Here is a 16,851-nt window from a genome sequence, read left to right on the forward strand (position 1 = left end):
CGTGAGTGTTGTCGAAGATCGCCGTCGAGCCGAGGTGCGCGCTCTCGCTGAGCTGGGCTGCAGTGAGATCGCGGGTGCCGCTGACGGTGTGCACTGCGTGCACCGGGCGATCTCCGACCGGGTCTTCCGCTACGTCCGCCTGGGCGTCGGCCCCGTGGTCGCGCCGGTGCGCGCGCTGCACGACGGCATTACCGACGGCGTCTACGCAACCATCAGCACCGTCGCGCGGACAGTGGGGCGGGTCGCGGCCGTCGGTGCGGACTGGCCGGGGGACCGGCCACCGTCGGAGACGGTGCGCGGGGCGACGCTGATCGGCGCCGTGCTGGGGCTCATCGGCGACGACCTCGAGACCCGGGCCTCACCGCTGGCCGCGGACCCCGTCACGGTCCGCATCGACGGTGCCGTCGTCCACCTGGGGGAGGGGCCCGTCCCGGTCGGCCGGCTGGATCCGGCGGAGGTTTTCGACGGCGCGACGGGTCGCGTGGTGGTGCTCCTGCACGGGCTCACCGAGACCGAGCACGCGTGGGGCGTGGGCGGCCTGGAGGCCGACGACTACGGCGTGCGGCTCGCGGTGGACCTCGGCGCCACGCCGGTGTACGTCCGCTACAACAGCGGGCGACACATCAGCGACAACGGTCGCGATCTGGCGCAGCTGTTGGAGCGGCTCGTCGCGGCCTGGCCGGTCCCCGTCACGGACCTCGTGCTGATCGGCCACTCCATGGGCGGCCTCGTCGCCCGCACCGCGGCGCATCTCGCCGACGAGGCGGTGATGGCGTGGTCTGCCGCGGTGTCGGCCACCGTCAGCCTCGGGACGCCGCACCTGGGCGCCCCACTGGAGCAGGCCGCGCACTACGGCAGCGCGGCGTTGACCGCGATCCCGGAGACGGCGCCCTTCGGGCGGCTACTGCGCCGGCGCAGCGCGGGGATCCGTGACCTGCGCGGGGGTTCGATCGTCGACGAGGACTGGCGGGGCCGCGAGGCCGACGCGCTCGGCGCGGCCGCCGCGGCGGAGATCCCGCTCCTGGAGGGCGCGGAGCACTTCTTCGTCGCCGCCACCTTCACCCGCGACGCGCGGCACCCGGTGGGGCGCCTCCTGGGCGACGGGCTGGTGCTCGCGCCGAGTGCGGCGGGCCGTCGAAAGGCCCGCCGCATCGGGTTCACCGCCGAGGCGGGGATGCACCTCGGCGGAGCCCATCACTTCACCCTGCTCCGCTCGGACGCCGTCTACGAGCGGATCCTGGGCTGGCTGGATCAGCCCCGCGAGCGCGCAGGGGTCACGGGCGCGTAGTCCGAGGCATCGCCCTTGAGCGCCACGCCCTCCTTGCCGTCGACGCCGACGGGCAGGTCGCCCGCGAGGGTCACGCGGCGCAGCAGGCGCTTGTGGTCGCCGTAGTCGTTGATGCCGAAGTGCTGGGTGGAGCGGTTGTCCCAGATCGCGACGTCGCCCGGCTGCCACGCCCAGCGGACGGTGTTGTCCGGGTTCTCGATCCGCCGCTGGAGCAGCGCGAGGATCGGCGCCGAGTCCTGCGTGCTCAGGCCCGCGAAGGACTTCACGAAGTGGCCCAGCAGGAGCGAGCGGCGGCCCGTCTCCGGGTGCACGCGCACGACGGGGTGCTCGGCCTCGAAGATGTTGCGGATGAACTCCTTGTGGTACTCGGCGCGCTGGTAGGTGGCGTTGTGGCCGGCGTAGTCGTAGTCGTTGGTGTGCAGCGCGCGCAGGTTCTCGGCGAGCGCCTTGAGCGGCTCCGGCAGCCGGTCGTAGGCGCGCGTGGTGGACGCCCACGTCGTGTTCCCGCCGTGCGGCGGCAGCTCGACGGGCCGCAGGATCGACGCCTTCGGTACGCGGTCGACGAAGGAGACGTCGGTGTGCCAGCTGTTCGCCGCGCCCTCGATGGGCAGCAGGTCCGAGTTCGAGCGGACCGTCGGGTGCGGGGTGGTCGGCACGCCGAGGCGCGCGGCGAAGGCGTGCTGGCCGGCGTCGTCGAGGTGGTCCTGGCCGCGGAAGAAGATGACCTCGTGCTCGGCGAGCAGGTCGAGGATCGTCTCCGCGGTCGCGTCGTCGATGTCGCCGCCGACCCGGACCCCGTGCACGATCGCCCCGATGTGCTCGCCAAGCTTGGTCACGGTGATCTCGGGCGCGGTGGTGGTGGGCTCGAGCGTTGCGGTCATGGGTGCCTCCGGGGTGCGTTGCGTGCGTGGTGCATCCAGCTCACCCGATCCGGGCCGACGGGGCCAGGGTTGCGTTCAGCGCGGGCGCAATCCCGCTCAGTCCGCCTCCTCCTGGGCCTCCTGCTGCAGTCGGTCGATGTCGTCCGACGGAACGCCCACGGGGCCCGGCGTGTACGTGACCGCGTGCAGCGCACCGGAGTACGGGAAGGTACCGCGGCGCTCGCGCAGCTCCCAGGCGACCGGTCCGCGGGCGTCGAGGCCGACGGAGATCCCTGTCCACGGCGCCATGCCGATGAGCTGGACGCGATCGGTCAGCGCTGCGGCTTCGGTTCCGTCGACCGCGAGAGCGAGGTCCCAGCGCAGGTTCGGGCGCACCGTCGCCGTGAGCGCGACGGTGCGACGTCCCGGCTCGACGGGGCCCGAGCGGGCCTCGGCGTACCGGCCGTAGGCGTTGTAGCCGACGACGACCGCTCGGTCCTCGACGTAGACGAGGTAGCCGCCCAGCGCGTCGCCGTGCGCGACGAGGACGCCCTCGGCGCCGTCGGCGAACTCGACGTCGATGTCGACGCGGAAGTCCCTGTACTGCACAAGTTTCGCCGAGCGGTACCGCTCGAGCACGGGTGTGCCGGGCAGCAGTCGCACGGGATCGACGAGGCGCCGCTCCGCGGGATTGCGGGTGGAGCCGTCGATCACGATCGGGAACACCGTGTTCCGCCAGGCCTCGTGTTCCCACTCGGCGGCGAGCTCGGCGACGAGGCCGGGATGCTGCTCGGCGAGGTCGGTGGTCTCCGCTGGGTCCGCCCGGTTGTCGAAGAGCTGCCAGCGCGGCGCGAGCGCGTCGTCGCCCCGGCCGTGCAGGCTCAGCAGCTTCCAGCCGTCGCGGTAGTAGCCGCGGTGCCCACGGAACTCCGAGTACTGGCGCGTGCGGGCCGACGGTGCTGTCGCGTCGGACCAGGCGGCGCGCTGAGAGAGCCCGTCGCGCTCCTGCGCGGGGAGGCCGTGCCGCGTGGCGGGTGTCGGCACGCCCGCCAGGTCCAGCAGGGTGGGCGCCACGTCGGTGACGAAGGAGAACTGGTCGCGCACGCCGTGCGCGTCCGGCAGGCCCGTGGGCCACGACAGGACGAGGGGCACGCGGACGCCGCCTGCGAAGGTCTGGCCCTTGTAGAACCGGAAGGGCGTGTTGGACACCTGCCCCCAGCCGCGCGGGTAGTGCACGCCGAGCCGCGCGGTGCCGATGAGCTCCTCCGGATGGTCGACGTCGCCCTCCCAGCCGTCGGGGCCGATGCCGTCGGCGAACTTCACGAACTCGGCGAAGTAGCTGCGGGTGCCCTCCGGGCCGCCCTCGGCGGTGCCGCCGTTGTCGGAGGTGAAGACGACGATCGTGTCGTCCAGCTCGCCCAGCTGCTCGACGGTCTCCAGCAGCCGGCCGAGGCTGTCGTCGACGGTGCGCACCATCGCCGCGTACACCTGCATGTACCGGGCGAACCGCCGCTGCCGCTCGGGATCGAGCTCGTCCCATGGCGGCACGTCGTAGCCGGGCTCGCTGTTGCGCCGCGCCGGCCGGACGTCCGCGCCGAACAGCCCGAGCTCCTGCTGTCGCGCGAACCGCTGCTTGCGCACGGCGTCCCAGCCTCGGGCGTAGTCGAGGTCGCCGCGCGGCAGGTCCACGTCCTTCACCTGCAGCGGGCCGTGCATCGCGATGTGCGCGAAGTAGAGGAAGAAGGGCTTCTCGGCGTCGTGCGCCCGGAGGTCCTTGATCCAGGAGACAGCGGTGTCCGTGAGCGCGTCGGTGACGTAGAAGTCCTCCGGGTACTCGGTCACCGGGTCGACGGTGTTGTCGCGCACTAGCTGGTTCGGGTGGAAGAAGGAGTTCAGTCCCTCTAGGGAGCCGTAGTAGTGGTCGAAGCCGCGCTGCAGGGGCCACGACGAGCGGTCGGCGTCGGGTCCGAGCCGCGAGTCCTTCGCGAGGTGCCACTTGCCGACCGCGTGGGTGGCGTAGCCGGATTCGCGGAGGATCTCCGGCAGGGTGAGCACGTCGTCGGCGAGGCTCAGGCGCAGGTTGGGGAAGCCCGGGTCGGAGTTGGCGACCGAGCCGTAGCCCGCGCGGTGCGGGTTGAGCCCGGTGAGCAGGGCCGCGCGGGCGGGGGAGCACACGGGGGTGGTGTGGTGGTTGGTGGAGACGATGCCGCGGGCGGCGAGCGCGTCCAGGTGCGGGGTGGGGATCTCCGAGCCGTAGGGCCCGATGTCCGAGAAGCCCATGTCGTCGACGAGGACGACGATGATGTTCGGCGCCCCGGGCCGGGCCCGCACCTCCGCCGGCCAGGCCGGCTCCGATTCGGCCTCGGAGCGGCCGATCCGCCCGGCGAAGCCGTCGTACCCGCGGGCGTGGTCGGGAATCGTCATGCGGTGGCGGCCACCACCGAATCCTGCTCCACGCCCAGGGCGTCGAGCAGCGAACCGCGCAACTCCGCGAACCCGGACTCGCCGGGCCGGCGCCCGGCACCGTCGGAGAGGGTGACGTCCACGGAGAGGATGCCGTGGTCCAGCACGAGGATCCGGTCGGCGAGCGCGATGGCCTCGTCGACGTCGTGGGTGATGAGCAGGACTCCGGGGCGGTGCCGCGCGACGAGGCGGCGGAGCAGGTCGTGCATCTTGAGCTTGGTCAGCGCGTCGAGGGCGCCGAAGGGCTCGTCGGCCAGCAGCACGGCGGGCTCGCGGACCAGGCTGCGGGCCAGCGCGACGCGCTGCTGCTGTCCGCCGGAGAGTTCGCGCGGCCAGGCCTTCTCGCGCCCATCCAGCTCCACCTCGCGCAGGAGTTCGCGGCCCACGCCTTCGGCGTCGGCGCCACCCAGGCCCAGGATGACGTTGTCGAGGACGCGGGACCAGGGGAGCAGCCGGGAGTCCTGGAAGACCACGGCGCGTCGCGGATCGACCTCGAGCACACCGGATCCGGGCACGCCGTCGTCGAGGCCGGCGATGGCCCGCAGCAGCGTCGACTTGCCGGAGCCGGACCGGCCGAGCAGCGCGACGAACTCGCCGCGGCGGATGGTCAGGTCGACGCCGCGGAGAACCGCGCGACCGTCGAAGCCCCGTACCAGGTTCCGCGCCTCGATCACCGGACCGTCCTTGTCTCCGTTCGCGGTCGGCGTGCTCAGTGGGCCAGGGTGCTCTGCCATGACAGGGCCTTTCGTGCGGAGAAGCGGACGAGGAGATCAGTGCCGAAGCCGAGGATCGCGTAGACGGCGAGGCCCACGACGATGACGTCGGTCAGGCCGTAGAGCCGGGCCTTGTACATGAGGTAGCCGATGCCGTCGGAAGCGCCGACCTGCTCGACGACGACCAGCGCGAGCCAGGCCACGGTCGCCCCGAGGCGCAGGCCCGTGAAGAAGCCGGGCAGGGCACCGGGGATCGCGATGTACCGCACGAACTTCGCGCGACTGAGGCCGACGGTCTCCGCGAGCTCGACGTACTTGCGGTCGATGCCGCGCAGGCCCGCGTGGGTGTTGAGGTAGACCGGCGTCGCGACCGCCAGGGTGATGAGGATGATCTTCATCTCCTCGCCGATGCCGAACCAGACGATGAACAGGGGCAGCAAGGCGAGCGCGGGGATCGCGCGGTAGATGGTGACGGTTCCGTCGATGAGGGCCTCGCCGGGGCGGGTGAGCCCGGACAGTAGGGCGAGCACGACGGCGAGGCTCACGCCAAGGACGCCGCCGATGATCGCACGCTGCGCGGAGGCCCAGACGTTGGACCACAGCGACCCGTCGACCGCGAGGTTCCACGCAGTGTTCGCCACGGTCCACGGCGCGGACAGCACGGTGTCCGGGATGATCCCGGTGGCGGAGCCCGCGGCCCACAGGGCGACGACGAGCGCGGGGCCGGCGAGGATCCATGCGCCGATGGGTCGGGAGTCGACGAGGGCGCGGCGCGTGGACGTGCGGGGCAGGAGCTCGTGGTCGGGATCGAGGGCGCCCGGTCGCTGCTCGGGTGCGGAATCGTGGGCGAGGCCGCTGCCGAGGCGGCCGGTCGGGGGAGAGGTCACGGGAGGGCCCTTACGTTGCGGGATGGGTGTCGAACCGGAAGTCGACGGAACCGTCGGCGGAGACGCGGCCGCCGGGGATCTCGCCGAAGTCGGCGAGGACGTCGATGGTGCTCTGCTGGCGCGCGACGAGGGCGCGGTCGAGCGGCACGGACCGCCAGCTGCCCTGGCCCTCGTACGCGATACGGCCGACGGCGGCGGGGATCTTCAGCGCCCCCGCGTAATAGGTCTGGATCCAGCGGTCCTTGTCGGCGTCCACCCACGCGCGGGCGCGGTCGACCGCCGCCGAGAGTCGCTTCAGGGCCGCGACCCGGGCGGGATCGGCTAGCGCGGCCTGCGGCGAGTAGAGGAACATCAGGCCGGACTGAGCGTCCTGGTTGAGCTTGTCCGGCAGCACCTGCGCGTCCGGGTGGGCGAGCCGGTACTTGGTGCTGATGGGCTCCATCAGCGGGGCGATGTCGATCTGGCCGGCGCCGAGCGCCTCGCCCACCTCGGTGAGCTGGAGCGGGACCAGCTGGACGTCGTGCTTCGACAGGCCCGCCGAGCGCAACAGGCGAAGGACCATGGCCTGATGGGCGGTGCCTTCGGCGTAGCCGATCTTGCGTCCGCGCAGGTCGGCAGCGGTGCGTAGTTGCACACCGGGACGCGCGACGGTCGAGACGCCGCCGCGGTCGAGCTGCCAGGCCTTGATGATCGGGCTGGGGAAGCGGGCGATCCGGGCGTGGATCGGGGGCACATCTGCGACGATCGCGACCTGCGTGGCGTCGGCGCGGAAGGACTCGAGGATCGCGGGGCCGCCGGCGAAGTCCGCGAACTTCACGGTGAACCCCAGCTTCGTGGCCTCCCCGGACGCGGTGAGCATCGTCTTGAGGATCGACTGCTGGTCGGCGACCGTGATGACGGTGCCGGCCGGGACCTGGTCGGCGATCGGCGCGGACGGGTCGTACGCGGGCCCCGTCGACGACGCACACGCGGAGACGCCGAGCACCGCGACGAGGGCGGTGGCGAGCGCCGCGGCGCGGCGGGGGAGGCGAAAAGGCATGGGGGCCATTGAAGGGGAGCGGGGGCATCGTCGGAACCCTTGGACGCAGGCTGAGCGCAAGGCGGCCTGGATAGAATGGTGGGCGTCATGGGCAAGGTCGTGCTGTTCTACGTATTCGCCCCGCTGGCCGATCCGGAGGCGATCCGGCTGTGGCAGCGGGCGCTGTGTGAGGCGAACGGTCTCCGCGGCCGGATCATCGTCTCCCGCCACGGGATCAATGTCACGGTGGGCGGCGAGATCCGGGCGGTGAAGCGGTATGTGCGCGCCGTCCGCGAGTACTCGGCCTTCAAGGGCGCCGACGTGAAGTGGTCCGACGGCTCTGCCGAGGATTTCCCCAAGCTCTCGGTCAAGGTGCGCGACGAGATCGTCACCTTCGGCGTCCCCGACGAGGTGGAGGTCGACGAGGCCGGGGTCCGCGGCGGGGGAGTGCCCTTGACGCCCGACGAGGTGCACGCGCTGGTCGCTGAGAAGCCCGACGCCGTCTTCTTCGACGGCCGCAATGCCATCGAGGCCGAGATCGGCCGGTTCGCCGGCGCGGTGGTTACCCCGGCTACGACGACCCGCGACTTCGTGACCCTGCTCGACGCGGGGGAGTACGACCATCTCAAGGACCGCCCGGTGATCACCTATTGCACCGGCGGCGTGCGCTGCGAGGTGCTCAGTGCTGTGATGCGCAGCCGGGGGTTCGGCGAGGTCTACCAGCTCGAGGGCGGCATCGCACGGTACGGCGAGCGGTTCGGCGACCGCGGACTCTGGGAGGGCTCGATGTACGTCTTCGACCGGCGCATGCGCATCGACTTCTCCGACGCGGCGAAGCAGATCGGTCGCTGTACCGCGTGCGGTGCGCCGACCTCGAACGTCGCGAACCTCGCGCCGCCGCAGGACCGGGTTCTGGCGGTGCTGTGCGAGGACTGCGCGCCGTGAGCGGCGGTCCCGTTCCCGTCGTCGTGGTGGCCGGCTACCTGGGCGCGGGCAAGTCGACGCTGCTCAATCACCTGTTGTCCGGCGCGGGGGACGCCCGGATCGGCGTCGTGGTCAACGACTTCGGCACGGTGAACATCGACGCGATGCTCGTCTCCGGCGCGTCCGGCGGCGGGTCGGTGCGGACCGTCTCCCTGAGCAACGGGTGCGTGTGCTGCACCGTCGACGACGACGAGCTCGAGGACGTGCTGTCCTCGCTCGCCGCACGCGACCTCGACCTCGTCGTGGTCGAGGCCTCCGGGCTTGCCGAGCCCGCGGCGATGGTCCGGCGCGTGGTGCTCGCGGAGGATCCGCGGATCGACTACGGCGGGCTCGTCTACGTCGCGGACGCCGCGCACCTCGCGGGCACGATGGAGCGGCACCCCTCGCTGCGACACCACCTGGCGCTCGCCGACCTGGTGGTGCTCAACAAGATCGATCTCGCCACCGACCCGGACGCTGCGCGGTCGCTGGTGCGCGAGCACGCGCCGTCCGCCCCGGTGGTGGGGACGGTTGACGCCGTCGTGCCGGTGGGTCTCCTCATCGACGCAGAGGTCCTGGCACGCCGGGCCGCCCAACGGCGTGACTCCCCGCGCCAGCTCACCCTCGACGAGGCGCTGCGCGAGCACGACCACCACCACGATCATGACCACGGCGAATCGCATCGGCACCTGCACGACGATTACGCCGCCGTCACCGTGGAGACCGGGCCGCTGGACGCCCGCGCGACCGCTGCGCTGCTCGCCGATCCGCCGCAGGGCGTCTTCCGGACGAAGGGCTTCGTCACCGTTGCGGACGGCACCCGCCTTGAGGTGCACGCCGTCGGGCGGCACGTGCGGACTGCCCCGGAGCGCGGCCGGCGGGGCGGGGCGGCGTCGGTACTCGTCCTGCTCGGTATCGGGCTCGACGACGAGGGGATCCGCGCCCGGGTCGAGGAATGCCTGGCGGACCCGGACGCCCCCTCCGACCCGCGGGCAGTGCTCTCCCTGCTGCGGTACTCGGCTGCGGCGCAAGCTGATTCGGCGATCCTCGAGGACTGACGGGCGTCCTGCGTTGGTAACGATCCGATAACGATCAAGGTTGAGGTTTTCCTAAAGTCTCAATTGATGGTTGACTGTTTCTCGTGTGACTGATGTGACGAAAGTTGCACAAGAGACTTGGAAGGAGAGCGGCGCCACTTCCCCGGCGCCCAGCTACCCATGAAGAAGACCCGTGTCCTCGCAGGCTCGCTTGCGACTGCGGCCGTCGCGCTGTTCGGCGTGCCCGGCTTCGCATCCGCCGACCCCGCCCCCGCCGCACCGGCCAAGCCGCTGACCGGCAAGACAGTGTTCCTCGACGCCGGATCCTCCGTCGCGTCGGCCGTCGAGCAGGCCCGCAAGGTCGCCGACGGGCGTGGCGGCCAGGTGCCCTGCGTCAATCCGGTGGCGATCGCCTCCAACGGCACCGCCGACCACTCCGTCAACTTCGCCGTGGCCAAGATGGTGGAGGCGGCGCTCAAGACCCAGGGCGCCAAGGTCATTCTCTCCCGCGCGGACGACGCCGGCTTCGGCGGTTGCGTCGACCAGCGCGCCACCGCCGCGAACACGTCCGGCGCCGACCTCGCCGTGAGCATCAACAGCGCGGTCCAGGATGCGGCCCAGCGCGGGTTCGTGCTGGAGACGGCCGCTCCGGGCGCCACCGACCCCAAGGTGACGGCCCAGCAGGCCGTCAGCGACCCCGCAACCACGGTCCTCCGCGACGCCACCCGCGCCGGCGGCTTCGTGCCCGCGCAGTACTTCGGCGGCCAGGACGGCATCGCGAAGACCACCAACGCCCTCGCCTCGCTGGTGAACATCCCGCTCGTCTACGCGAACCTGGGGAACCTGGCCAACGCCGACGATGCGGCGCTGCTCACCTCGCGTGAAGGTCAGACCCAGTACGCCTCCGTCCTCACCAATGGCGTGATCCAGCAGCTGACCGGGAAGGTCAAGCCCGGCGGCGTCGTCGAGCAACCCGTCGTGGCTCAGCCCGTCGCGCCGCAGGTCGACCCGGTGGTGCCGGTGACCCCCGCGGCTCCGGCCGCGCCCGCGGCGACGGCGCCTGCCGCCACCGCTCCGGCGGCTGTGCCGACCGCCCCGGCGCAGACCCCGATCGTCCCCGCCGTGCCGGGCGCGCCCGCCGCGGCAGCCCCCGTGTCTCCGGGCGTGGGCGCCGGGGCCTCTCCGATCGTCTCGGGTGTGCCGATGCTGCAGGGCGGCGCGACCCCGGCGGCCGGCATCGCGCCGCAGGCGACCGCGCCGGCGGCGGCTGCGCCGCAGGGCACCTCGGTGACCATCCCCGGTCTGGGACAGGTGGCTCTGCCGCAGCTTCCAACGCTGACGATCCCCGGGCAGGCTCAGCCCCTGGGCCTGAACTCCCTCTTCGAGATGGGACCCAAGGCCGCCGAGTTCCTCACCAGCGCGCAGGGGACGCAGCTCGTCAACACGCTGATCTCCAGCCCGCAGGCCTTCAACTCCCTGCAGTCTGCGCAGGGTCCGGCCGCCGCGCAGGAGATCCTCAAGGCGATCCTGAGCGCCGGCGCGATCCTGCCGAAGTAGGAATCACACCGCACCGACTTCCGCCGGGGACGTCACGCCCCGGCGGGAAGCGGTAGCGCGGCCCGATCTGGCAAGCTGGCTGATATGGCACTCCGCAATATCGTCCGGCTCGTCCACATGGCCCCGCCGATCAAGGACCTGAAGGGGAAGAAGGTCCTCGTCACCGGCGCCGCCAGCGGGATCGGCCGCGCTACCGCGAATCTCCTCGCGGCGCACGGCGCCGAGCTGGTGTTGACCGACATCAACACCGAACAGCTCGACGCCGTCAGCCGCCACGTCACCGCCCTGGGCGCGAAGGTCATCGCGTCCAGGGCGTTCGACGTCTCCGACTATGACGCGGTCCGCGCGTTCGCCGACGAGGTGCACGCCGCCGCCGGCGCCCTCGACATCGTGATGAACGTCGCGGGCATCGCCGTATGGGGCACTGTCGAGAACCTCACCCACGAGCAGTGGCGCAAGACCGTGGACGTGAACCTCATGGGCCCGATCCATGTGATCGAGACCTTCGTCCCGCCGATGATCGCCGCGGGCCGCGGCGGCCAGCTGGTCAACGTCTCGTCGACGGCCGGCCTCATCGCACTGCCCTGGCACGCCGCGTACTCGGCCGCGAAGTTCGGCCTCGTCGGGGTCTCCGAGGTGCTCCGCTACGACCTGCGCCGGCACGGCATCGGCGTCTCGGTGGTCGTGCCCGGCGCCGTGGAGACCGGCCTGGTGAAGACCGTCGAGATCAACGGGGTCGACCGCACCAATCCGAAGGTCAACAAGGGCATCGACGCCTTCCCGAAGGTGACCGCGGAGAAGGCGGCCCAGGCGATCGTCGACGGGGTGCTCCACAACCGGTTTCTCGTGTACACCTCGCTCGACACGCGCTTCGGCTACTTCTGGAAGCGGAAGTTCGCGCTGCCCTACGAGATCGCGATGCGCGTGGCGAACGACCGGTTCGCCTACCTGGCGAAGATCTCAGAGCGCGGTCACTAGGCGCACGTGCTCCGCCCAGACGGCCTCGAGCTCATCCTGAGTGACGCCGGAGGCCAGCTGATGGAGTACCCATGCCGGGCTGAGAGTGGCCATCAGCGCCGCTGCCCACACGTCGGCCTGCGCCGTGCGCCCCGCCTCGACGAGCATGGCGCGCACCGTCATCGTCGACACCCGCCACGGCGGGGCGTCGTACGGGTCGCGGGAGGCCTGTTCGGCGCCCCGCAGCAGGTCGCCGTGGCGCGCGATGAGCTGCATCCGGGCCGTGCCGTACTCGGTGAGGCGGTACACCGGGTCCCCGTCCGGGCCCAGCGGCGGCGGGCCGAACATGAAGCGATGCTGCAGCTCGGTCTCGTCGTGGTCGAGCAGCGCCTGCAGGAGCCCGGCGCGCGAGCCGAAGCGGCGGAAGACGGTGCCCTTGCCCACGCCGGCCGCCTGCGCCACCGCGTCCATGCTCACCGCGTCGACGCCGTGCTCGGCGAACAGCCGCTGCGCCGCGTCGATGAGCAGCTCGCGGTTGCGGGCCGCGTCACGGCGCGGCTCGGTCTGCGGCTGCGCGAGGGGCAGGAGTGGTCCGGTCATCGGATGGAGCCTACCGTGCGGGTTTTCGACTCACCATGATCCCGGGGAAGAAATCCGGACCGAAGTCCGTTAACGTGTGCGGATGCGGCCCGACGGGGTCGCTCGGAACGTCAGGAGAACTGAGGATCATGTCGGACATCACCGTGCTCGCCGTCGTCGGATCGCTGCGCAGCAGCTCACTCAATCGCGAGCTGGCCGAGGTCGCAGTCGCGAACGCGCCCGAGGGGGTGCGCGTCGAGATCGCCGAGGGGATCGCGGACGTGCCCTTCTACAACGAGGACATCGACGGCGAGGGTGCGCCGGCCACCGCTGCGGCCCTCCGCGACCGGATCGCGGCGGCGGACGCCCTCCTGCTGCTCGCCCCGCCCAACAACGGCACCGTCAGTGCTGTGCTCAAGAACGTCATCGACTGGGGCTCTCGGCCCTACGGTGCCAGCGCGCTCTCGGGCAAGCGGGTCGCCCTGGCCGGTGTGGGGCACCGTCTGGACACCACCCTGGCCGACGCGGAGCGGGCCGTCACCATCGCCGGTGGCGAGGTCCCCGAGGGGCTCGTCGAGGAGTTTCCGATCTCCGGCCTCGACGGCAAGTCGGTCCGCGAGCACGACGCCGTCGCGCAGCGCGCGGGCGACCTCCTCGAGAGGCTCGTCGCACCCGTCCGGTAGGGCGGTCCCGCGCGTCCGCATGGCCGTCGCGGGCGGTGTTCCGACGGTGCCGGGCGTGTCGGATCGGCGTGTCGTCGATCCTCGGCGTGTCCTGGGGATTCACGATGAAAAACGCTCGAAAGACCATCTTGCGAGCTGGTAATTTCACGAATGTTGTTCGCAAGTGGTTGTGTCGCTTCCTCGGGGCCACCACTAGGTGTAGTGTTCAGTCCACTGCGAGAGCGGACGCGCCGAAAGGTCGTCCGGGAGGCATGAGGACGTCGCTGAGAGGTCCGCTGACCGACTGAGTTCACGCAGGTAAACGTGGCGAGAAAACTTGTCAGTCCGTAGGTCGATAATCGGGTTCCGAGCAGTCTCCGGGGCCGTCCAGCGAAGGGGAGCAGTCCATGAGCCAGGTCGAGATCACCGTCTACACCAAGCCTGCGTGCGTGCAGTGCAACGCCACGTACAAGGCGCTCGACAAGGCCGGCCTCGAGTACCGCGTGGTGGACATCACCGAGGATTCGGACGCCCGCGACTACGTCATGGCGCTCGGCTACCTGCAGGCCCCCGTCGTCGTCGCCGGCGATGCACACTGGTCGGGCTTCCGCCCGGACCGGGTCAAGGCGCTCGCCGCCGTCGCCGCCACGGCGTAGCGATGGCTGCGCCGCTCGTCGTCTACTTCTCGTCGGTGTCGGAGAACACGCACCGATTCGTCGAGAAGCTGGGCATGCGCGCCGTGCGCATCCCGGTGACGCGGGCGTCCGATCCGCTCACCGTCGACGAGCCCTTCGTCCTGATCACCCCGACGTACGGCGGGGGGAAGCAGGCCACCGCGCTCTCGGGCGGGGGATACGTCCCCAAGCAGGTGATCCGGTTCCTCAACGACCAGCACAACCGTTCCCTGATCCGCGGCGTGATCGCGGCGGGGAACACCAACTTCGGCGAAGAGTTCTGCTTCGCGGGGGATGTGATCTCGCGCAAGTGCCGGGTCCCGTACCTCTACCGCTTCGAGCTCATGGGCACCACTGACGACGTGGATCGCGTCCACAGCGGGCTCACCGAATTCTTCGCCGGAACCATCTCCAGCCCCGAAAAGGAAAGCGCGCGCTCATGACCGCAACTCAGGAAGATCTCGTCCCCTCCGCGAGCCAGTCCGGCGTCCACGGCGGCCCCGGCCACAGCGAGCTGGACTTCCACGCCCTGAACGCGATGCTCAACCTGTACGACAAGGACGGGCGCATCCAGTTCGAGAAGGACCGGGAGGCCGCGCGGCAGTACTTCCTGCAGCACGTCAACCAGAACACGGTCTTCTTCCACAACCTGGACGAGAAGCTCGACTACCTCATCGAGGAGAACTACTACGAGCCCGAGGTGCTGGACAAGTACAGCCGCTCCTTCGTCAAGGGCCTGTTCGACGCGGCCTACGCCAAGAAGTTCCGGTTCCCCACCTTCCTGGGCGCGTTCAAGTACTACACCAGCTACACGCTGAAGACCTTCGACGGCAAGCGCTACCTGGAGCGCTTCGAGGACCGCGTCTGCATGGTCGCGCTCACCCTCGCCGACGGTGACGAGAAGCTGGCCGTGAACCTGGTGGACGAGATCATCGCCGGCCGCTTCCAGCCTGCCACCCCCACCTTCCTCAACTCGGGCAAGAAGCAGCGCGGCGAGCCCGTCTCCTGCTTCCTGCTCCGCATCGAGGACAACATGGAGTCGATCGGCCGCTCGATCAACTCCGCGCTGCAGCTGTCCAAGCGCGGCGGCGGAGTCGCGCTGCTGCTCAGCAACATCCGCGAGCACGGCGCGCCGATCAAGAAGATCGAGAACCAGAGCTCGGGCGTCATTCCGATCATGAAGCTGCTCGAGGACTCGTTCAGCTACGCCAACCAGCTCGGCGCCCGGCAGGGCGCGGGCGCCGTGTATCTGCACGCGCACCACCCGGACATCTACCGCTTCCTCGACACCAAGCGGGAGAACGCGGACGAGAAGATCCGCATCAAGACCCTGTCGCTGGGCGTGGTGATCCCCGACATCACTTTCGAGCTCGCCAAGAACAACGACGACATGTACCTGTTCTCCCCGTACGACGTGGAGCGCGTGTACGGCGTGCCCTTCGCGGACGTCAACGTCTCGGAGAAGTACCACGAGATGGTCGACGACTCGCGGATCCGCAAGACCAAGATCAACGCCCGCGAGTTCTTCCAGACCCTCGCCGAGCTGCAGTTCGAGTCGGGCTACCCGTACATCATGTACGAGGACACCGTGAACCGCGCGAACCCGATCGCCGGAAAGATCACGCACTCCAACCTGTGCAGCGAGATCCTGCAGGTCTCCACCCCGTCGACCTACAACGACGACCTGTCCTACGCCGAGATCGGCAAGGACATCTCCTGCAACCTGGGCTCGCTGAACATCGCGAAGACGATGGACAGCCCCGATTTCGGCGCCACCATCGAGACCGCCATCCGCGGCCTCACCGCCGTCTCGGACCAGACCGACATCAGCTCCGTGCCGTCGATCGAGAAGGGCAACAACCTCTCCCACGCGATCGGTCTCGGGCAGATGAACCTGCACGGCTACCTGGCGCGCGAGCGGGTCTTCTACGGCTCCGACGAGGGCGTGGACTTCACGAACATCTACTTCTACACGGTGCTCTTCCACGCGATCCGCGCGTCGAACAACATCGCGCGCGAGCGCGGCCAGTCCTTCGGCGGCTTCGAGAACAGCAAGTACGCCTCGGGCGAGTTCTTCGACAAGTACACCGAGCAGGAGTGGAAGCCGGCCACCGACAAGGTCACCGGGCTCTTCGCCGACGCCGAGATCCACGTCCCCACGCAGGACGACTGGCGTGAGCTCAAGGCCGACGTCCAGAAGCATGGGCTCTACAACCAGAACCTGCAGGCGGTGCCGCCCACGGGCTCGATCAGCTACATCAACCACTCCACGAGCTCGATCCACCCCGTCGCGGCGAAGGTCGAGATCCGCAAGGAGGGCAAGATCGGCCGCGTGTACTACCCGGCGCCGTACATGGACAACGACAACCTGGAGTACTACCAGGACGCGTACGAGATCGGCTACGAGAAGATCATCGACACGTACGCGGCCGCCACGCAGCACGTGGACCAGGGCCTGTCGCTGACGCTGTTCTTCAAGGACACCGCCACCACGCGCGACGTGAACCGTGCGCAGATCTACGCGTGGCGCAAGGGCATCAAGACCCTGTACTACATCCGCCTGCGCCAGATGGCGCTAGAGGGCACTGAGGTCGAGGGCTGCGTCAGCTGCATGCTGTAGCGCGTCGACCACGAAGCGCCGGCCGGGAGGGACATCCGGGTCGGCGCTTCGTGGTTCAGATCCGTCGTGTGGGCCACATCAGCGAGGCCTGATGACCTGCCGGAGCGGGAAAGGCGGATAGAATCATCGCCATGAAACCGTGGCTGATCCGTGGCGTGGCCCTCGCGGCTGTGCAGGTCGTCGTGCGCTCCGCGCTGGCGTGGGGCATCGTGGCCTTCCCGACGGAGGGGAGCGCGCAGCGTTTCGCCGCGGTTGCCGTCGTGATGGCCGTCGCCATCATCGCCGGCGGCTACGACGGACTCACCGATGCCCGCGCGAACCCGGTCGCGGAACAGGGCATCGACCTCGTGGGCCGCTGGTTCAAGGCGGCGCTCTTCGCCGGCGTCGTCTCCGGCGCGATGTGCTGGGTGATCGGGACGTGGTGGCTACCGGGGATCGGGCAGGGCTCGCTGCCCTTCGAACTCGTCATCGGCGCGTGCTTCACGGCGCTGCTCATCGTGATCCCCGCGTCCCTCGGCACCGTCGTCGGTCGACGACTGGCGGCGAGGCGGCCCGCCGCCACCTGACGGCGAC

16 protein-coding genes are annotated in these 16,851 nt (G+C 70.3%); 10 read left to right on the forward strand and 6 right to left on the reverse strand.

The window, feature by feature from the left end:
* Position 1 precedes the first annotated feature (1 nt).
* Positions 2-1,288, forward strand: coding sequence for an esterase/lipase family protein (locus HNP44_RS17345; protein ID WP_259142504.1), 1,287 nt, complete (start codon positions 2-4; stop codon positions 1,286-1,288).
* On the opposite strand, the gene HNP44_RS17350 is transcribed toward HNP44_RS17345, so the two are convergent.
* The 5 genes from HNP44_RS17350 to HNP44_RS17370 all read right to left on the reverse strand — a co-directional run bounded on the left by HNP44_RS17350 (position 1,252) and on the right by HNP44_RS17370 (position 7,250).
* On the reverse strand, positions 1,252-2,169 hold the full coding sequence (locus tag HNP44_RS17350) for a TauD/TfdA dioxygenase family protein (protein ID WP_259142505.1): 918 nt from the start codon (positions 2,167-2,169) through the stop codon (positions 1,252-1,254). The genes HNP44_RS17345 and HNP44_RS17350 overlap by 37 nt on opposite strands.
* A 96-nt stretch (positions 2,170-2,265) precedes the next feature.
* Entirely contained in the window at positions 2,266-4,572 is a 2,307-nt protein-coding gene (locus HNP44_RS17355) for an arylsulfatase (RefSeq protein ID WP_259142506.1), read from the reverse strand.
* Complete coding sequence (locus HNP44_RS17360; RefSeq protein WP_259142507.1) at positions 4,569-5,345, reverse strand: ABC transporter ATP-binding protein; 777 nt, start codon at positions 5,343-5,345, stop codon at positions 4,569-4,571. The genes HNP44_RS17355 and HNP44_RS17360 overlap by 4 nt, the downstream gene beginning before the upstream one ends.
* Complete coding sequence (locus tag HNP44_RS17365; RefSeq protein WP_259142508.1) at positions 5,321-6,211, reverse strand: ABC transporter permease; 891 nt, start codon at positions 6,209-6,211, stop codon at positions 5,321-5,323. The genes HNP44_RS17360 and HNP44_RS17365 overlap by 25 nt, the downstream gene beginning before the upstream one ends.
* A 10-nt stretch (positions 6,212-6,221) precedes the next feature.
* Positions 6,222-7,250: an ABC transporter substrate-binding protein gene (locus HNP44_RS17370; protein ID WP_259142509.1), complete on the reverse strand. Its 1,029-nt coding sequence runs from the start codon at positions 7,248-7,250 to the stop codon at positions 6,222-6,224.
* Positions 7,251-7,337: 87 nt separating this feature from the next.
* Here HNP44_RS17370 and trhO point away from each other — a divergent pair, with 87 nt between their 5' ends.
* From trhO to HNP44_RS17390, 4 genes are all read left to right on the forward strand, one after another.
* Positions 7,338-8,174 carry an oxygen-dependent tRNA uridine(34) hydroxylase TrhO gene (gene trhO / locus HNP44_RS17375; protein ID WP_259142510.1) on the forward strand — a complete coding sequence of 279 codons (837 nt, stop codon included), beginning with the start codon at positions 7,338-7,340 and terminating at the stop codon, positions 8,172-8,174.
* Positions 8,171-9,250, forward strand: coding sequence for a CobW family GTP-binding protein (locus HNP44_RS17380; RefSeq protein WP_259142511.1), 1,080 nt, complete (start codon positions 8,171-8,173; stop codon positions 9,248-9,250). The genes trhO and HNP44_RS17380 overlap by 4 nt, the downstream gene beginning before the upstream one ends.
* Before the next feature lie 159 nt (positions 9,251-9,409).
* Positions 9,410-10,786 carry an N-acetylmuramoyl-L-alanine amidase family protein gene (locus HNP44_RS17385; RefSeq protein ID WP_259142512.1) on the forward strand — a complete coding sequence of 459 codons (1,377 nt, stop codon included), beginning with the start codon at positions 9,410-9,412 and terminating at the stop codon, positions 10,784-10,786.
* Positions 10,787-10,870: 84 nt separating this feature from the next.
* Positions 10,871-11,764, forward strand: coding sequence for an SDR family oxidoreductase (locus HNP44_RS17390; protein ID WP_259142514.1), 894 nt, complete (start codon positions 10,871-10,873; stop codon positions 11,762-11,764).
* On the opposite strand, the gene HNP44_RS17395 is transcribed toward HNP44_RS17390, so the two are convergent.
* A complete protein-coding gene (locus HNP44_RS17395; RefSeq protein ID WP_259142515.1) occupies positions 11,747-12,343 on the reverse strand; it encodes a TetR/AcrR family transcriptional regulator in 597 nt (198 codons plus the stop codon). The genes HNP44_RS17390 and HNP44_RS17395 overlap by 18 nt on opposite strands.
* 128 nt (positions 12,344-12,471) lie before the next feature.
* Here HNP44_RS17395 and HNP44_RS17400 point away from each other — a divergent pair, with 128 nt between their 5' ends.
* The 5 genes from HNP44_RS17400 to HNP44_RS17420 all read left to right on the forward strand — a co-directional run bounded on the left by HNP44_RS17400 (position 12,472) and on the right by HNP44_RS17420 (position 16,844).
* Entirely contained in the window at positions 12,472-13,005 is a 534-nt protein-coding gene (locus tag HNP44_RS17400) for an NADPH-dependent FMN reductase (RefSeq protein WP_259142516.1), read from the forward strand.
* A 386-nt stretch (positions 13,006-13,391) separates the two neighbouring features.
* Positions 13,392-13,640, forward strand: coding sequence for a glutaredoxin-like protein NrdH (nrdH, locus tag HNP44_RS17405; protein ID WP_224650371.1), 249 nt, complete (start codon positions 13,392-13,394; stop codon positions 13,638-13,640).
* Between the two features lie 2 nt (positions 13,641-13,642).
* Entirely contained in the window at positions 13,643-14,101 is a 459-nt protein-coding gene (nrdI, locus tag HNP44_RS17410; RefSeq protein WP_259142517.1) for a class Ib ribonucleoside-diphosphate reductase assembly flavoprotein NrdI, read from the forward strand.
* On the forward strand, positions 14,098-16,278 hold the full coding sequence (nrdE, locus tag HNP44_RS17415) for a class 1b ribonucleoside-diphosphate reductase subunit alpha (protein ID WP_259142518.1): 2,181 nt from the start codon (positions 14,098-14,100) through the stop codon (positions 16,276-16,278). Before nrdI ends, nrdE begins: the two co-directional genes overlap by 4 nt.
* A 131-nt stretch (positions 16,279-16,409) precedes the next feature.
* The gene (locus HNP44_RS17420) at positions 16,410-16,844 is read left to right on the forward strand and encodes a B-4DMT family transporter (protein WP_259142519.1); all 435 of its coding nucleotides are present in this window, start codon (positions 16,410-16,412) and stop codon (positions 16,842-16,844) included.
* Positions 16,845-16,851: the final 7 nt, after the last annotated feature.

Source organism: Tsukamurella ocularis (genome assembly GCF_024807615.1).
Lineage (GTDB): Bacteria > Actinomycetota > Actinomycetes > Mycobacteriales > Mycobacteriaceae > Tsukamurella > Tsukamurella ocularis.

What these genes read in the sequence shown, in the direction of transcription:
- nrdE (WP_259142518.1), top strand. Translation starts at nt 14,098, where the DNA reads ATGACCGCAACTCAGGAAGATCTCGTCCCCTCCGCGAGCCAGTCCGGC.
- trhO (WP_259142510.1), top strand. Translation starts at nt 7,338, where the DNA reads ATGGGCAAGGTCGTGCTGTTCTACGTATTCGCCCCGCTGGCCGATCCG.
- HNP44_RS17395 (WP_259142515.1), bottom strand. Translation starts at nt 12,343, where the DNA reads ATGACCGGACCACTCCTGCCCCTCGCGCAGCCGCAGACCGAGCCGCGC.
- nrdI (WP_259142517.1), top strand. Translation starts at nt 13,643, where the DNA reads ATGGCTGCGCCGCTCGTCGTCTACTTCTCGTCGGTGTCGGAGAACACG.
- HNP44_RS17370 (WP_259142509.1), bottom strand. Translation starts at nt 7,250, where the DNA reads ATGCCTTTTCGCCTCCCCCGCCGCGCCGCGGCGCTCGCCACCGCCCTC.
- HNP44_RS17385 (WP_259142512.1), top strand. Translation starts at nt 9,410, where the DNA reads ATGAAGAAGACCCGTGTCCTCGCAGGCTCGCTTGCGACTGCGGCCGTC.
- HNP44_RS17390 (WP_259142514.1), top strand. Translation starts at nt 10,871, where the DNA reads ATGGCACTCCGCAATATCGTCCGGCTCGTCCACATGGCCCCGCCGATC.
- nrdH (WP_224650371.1), top strand. Translation starts at nt 13,392, where the DNA reads ATGAGCCAGGTCGAGATCACCGTCTACACCAAGCCTGCGTGCGTGCAG.
- HNP44_RS17420 (WP_259142519.1), top strand. Translation starts at nt 16,410, where the DNA reads ATGAAACCGTGGCTGATCCGTGGCGTGGCCCTCGCGGCTGTGCAGGTC.
- HNP44_RS17360 (WP_259142507.1), bottom strand. Translation starts at nt 5,345, where the DNA reads ATGGCAGAGCACCCTGGCCCACTGAGCACGCCGACCGCGAACGGAGAC.
- HNP44_RS17350 (WP_259142505.1), bottom strand. Translation starts at nt 2,169, where the DNA reads ATGACCGCAACGCTCGAGCCCACCACCACCGCGCCCGAGATCACCGTG.
- HNP44_RS17400 (WP_259142516.1), top strand. Translation starts at nt 12,472, where the DNA reads ATGTCGGACATCACCGTGCTCGCCGTCGTCGGATCGCTGCGCAGCAGC.
- HNP44_RS17355 (WP_259142506.1), bottom strand. Translation starts at nt 4,572, where the DNA reads ATGACGATTCCCGACCACGCCCGCGGGTACGACGGCTTCGCCGGGCGG.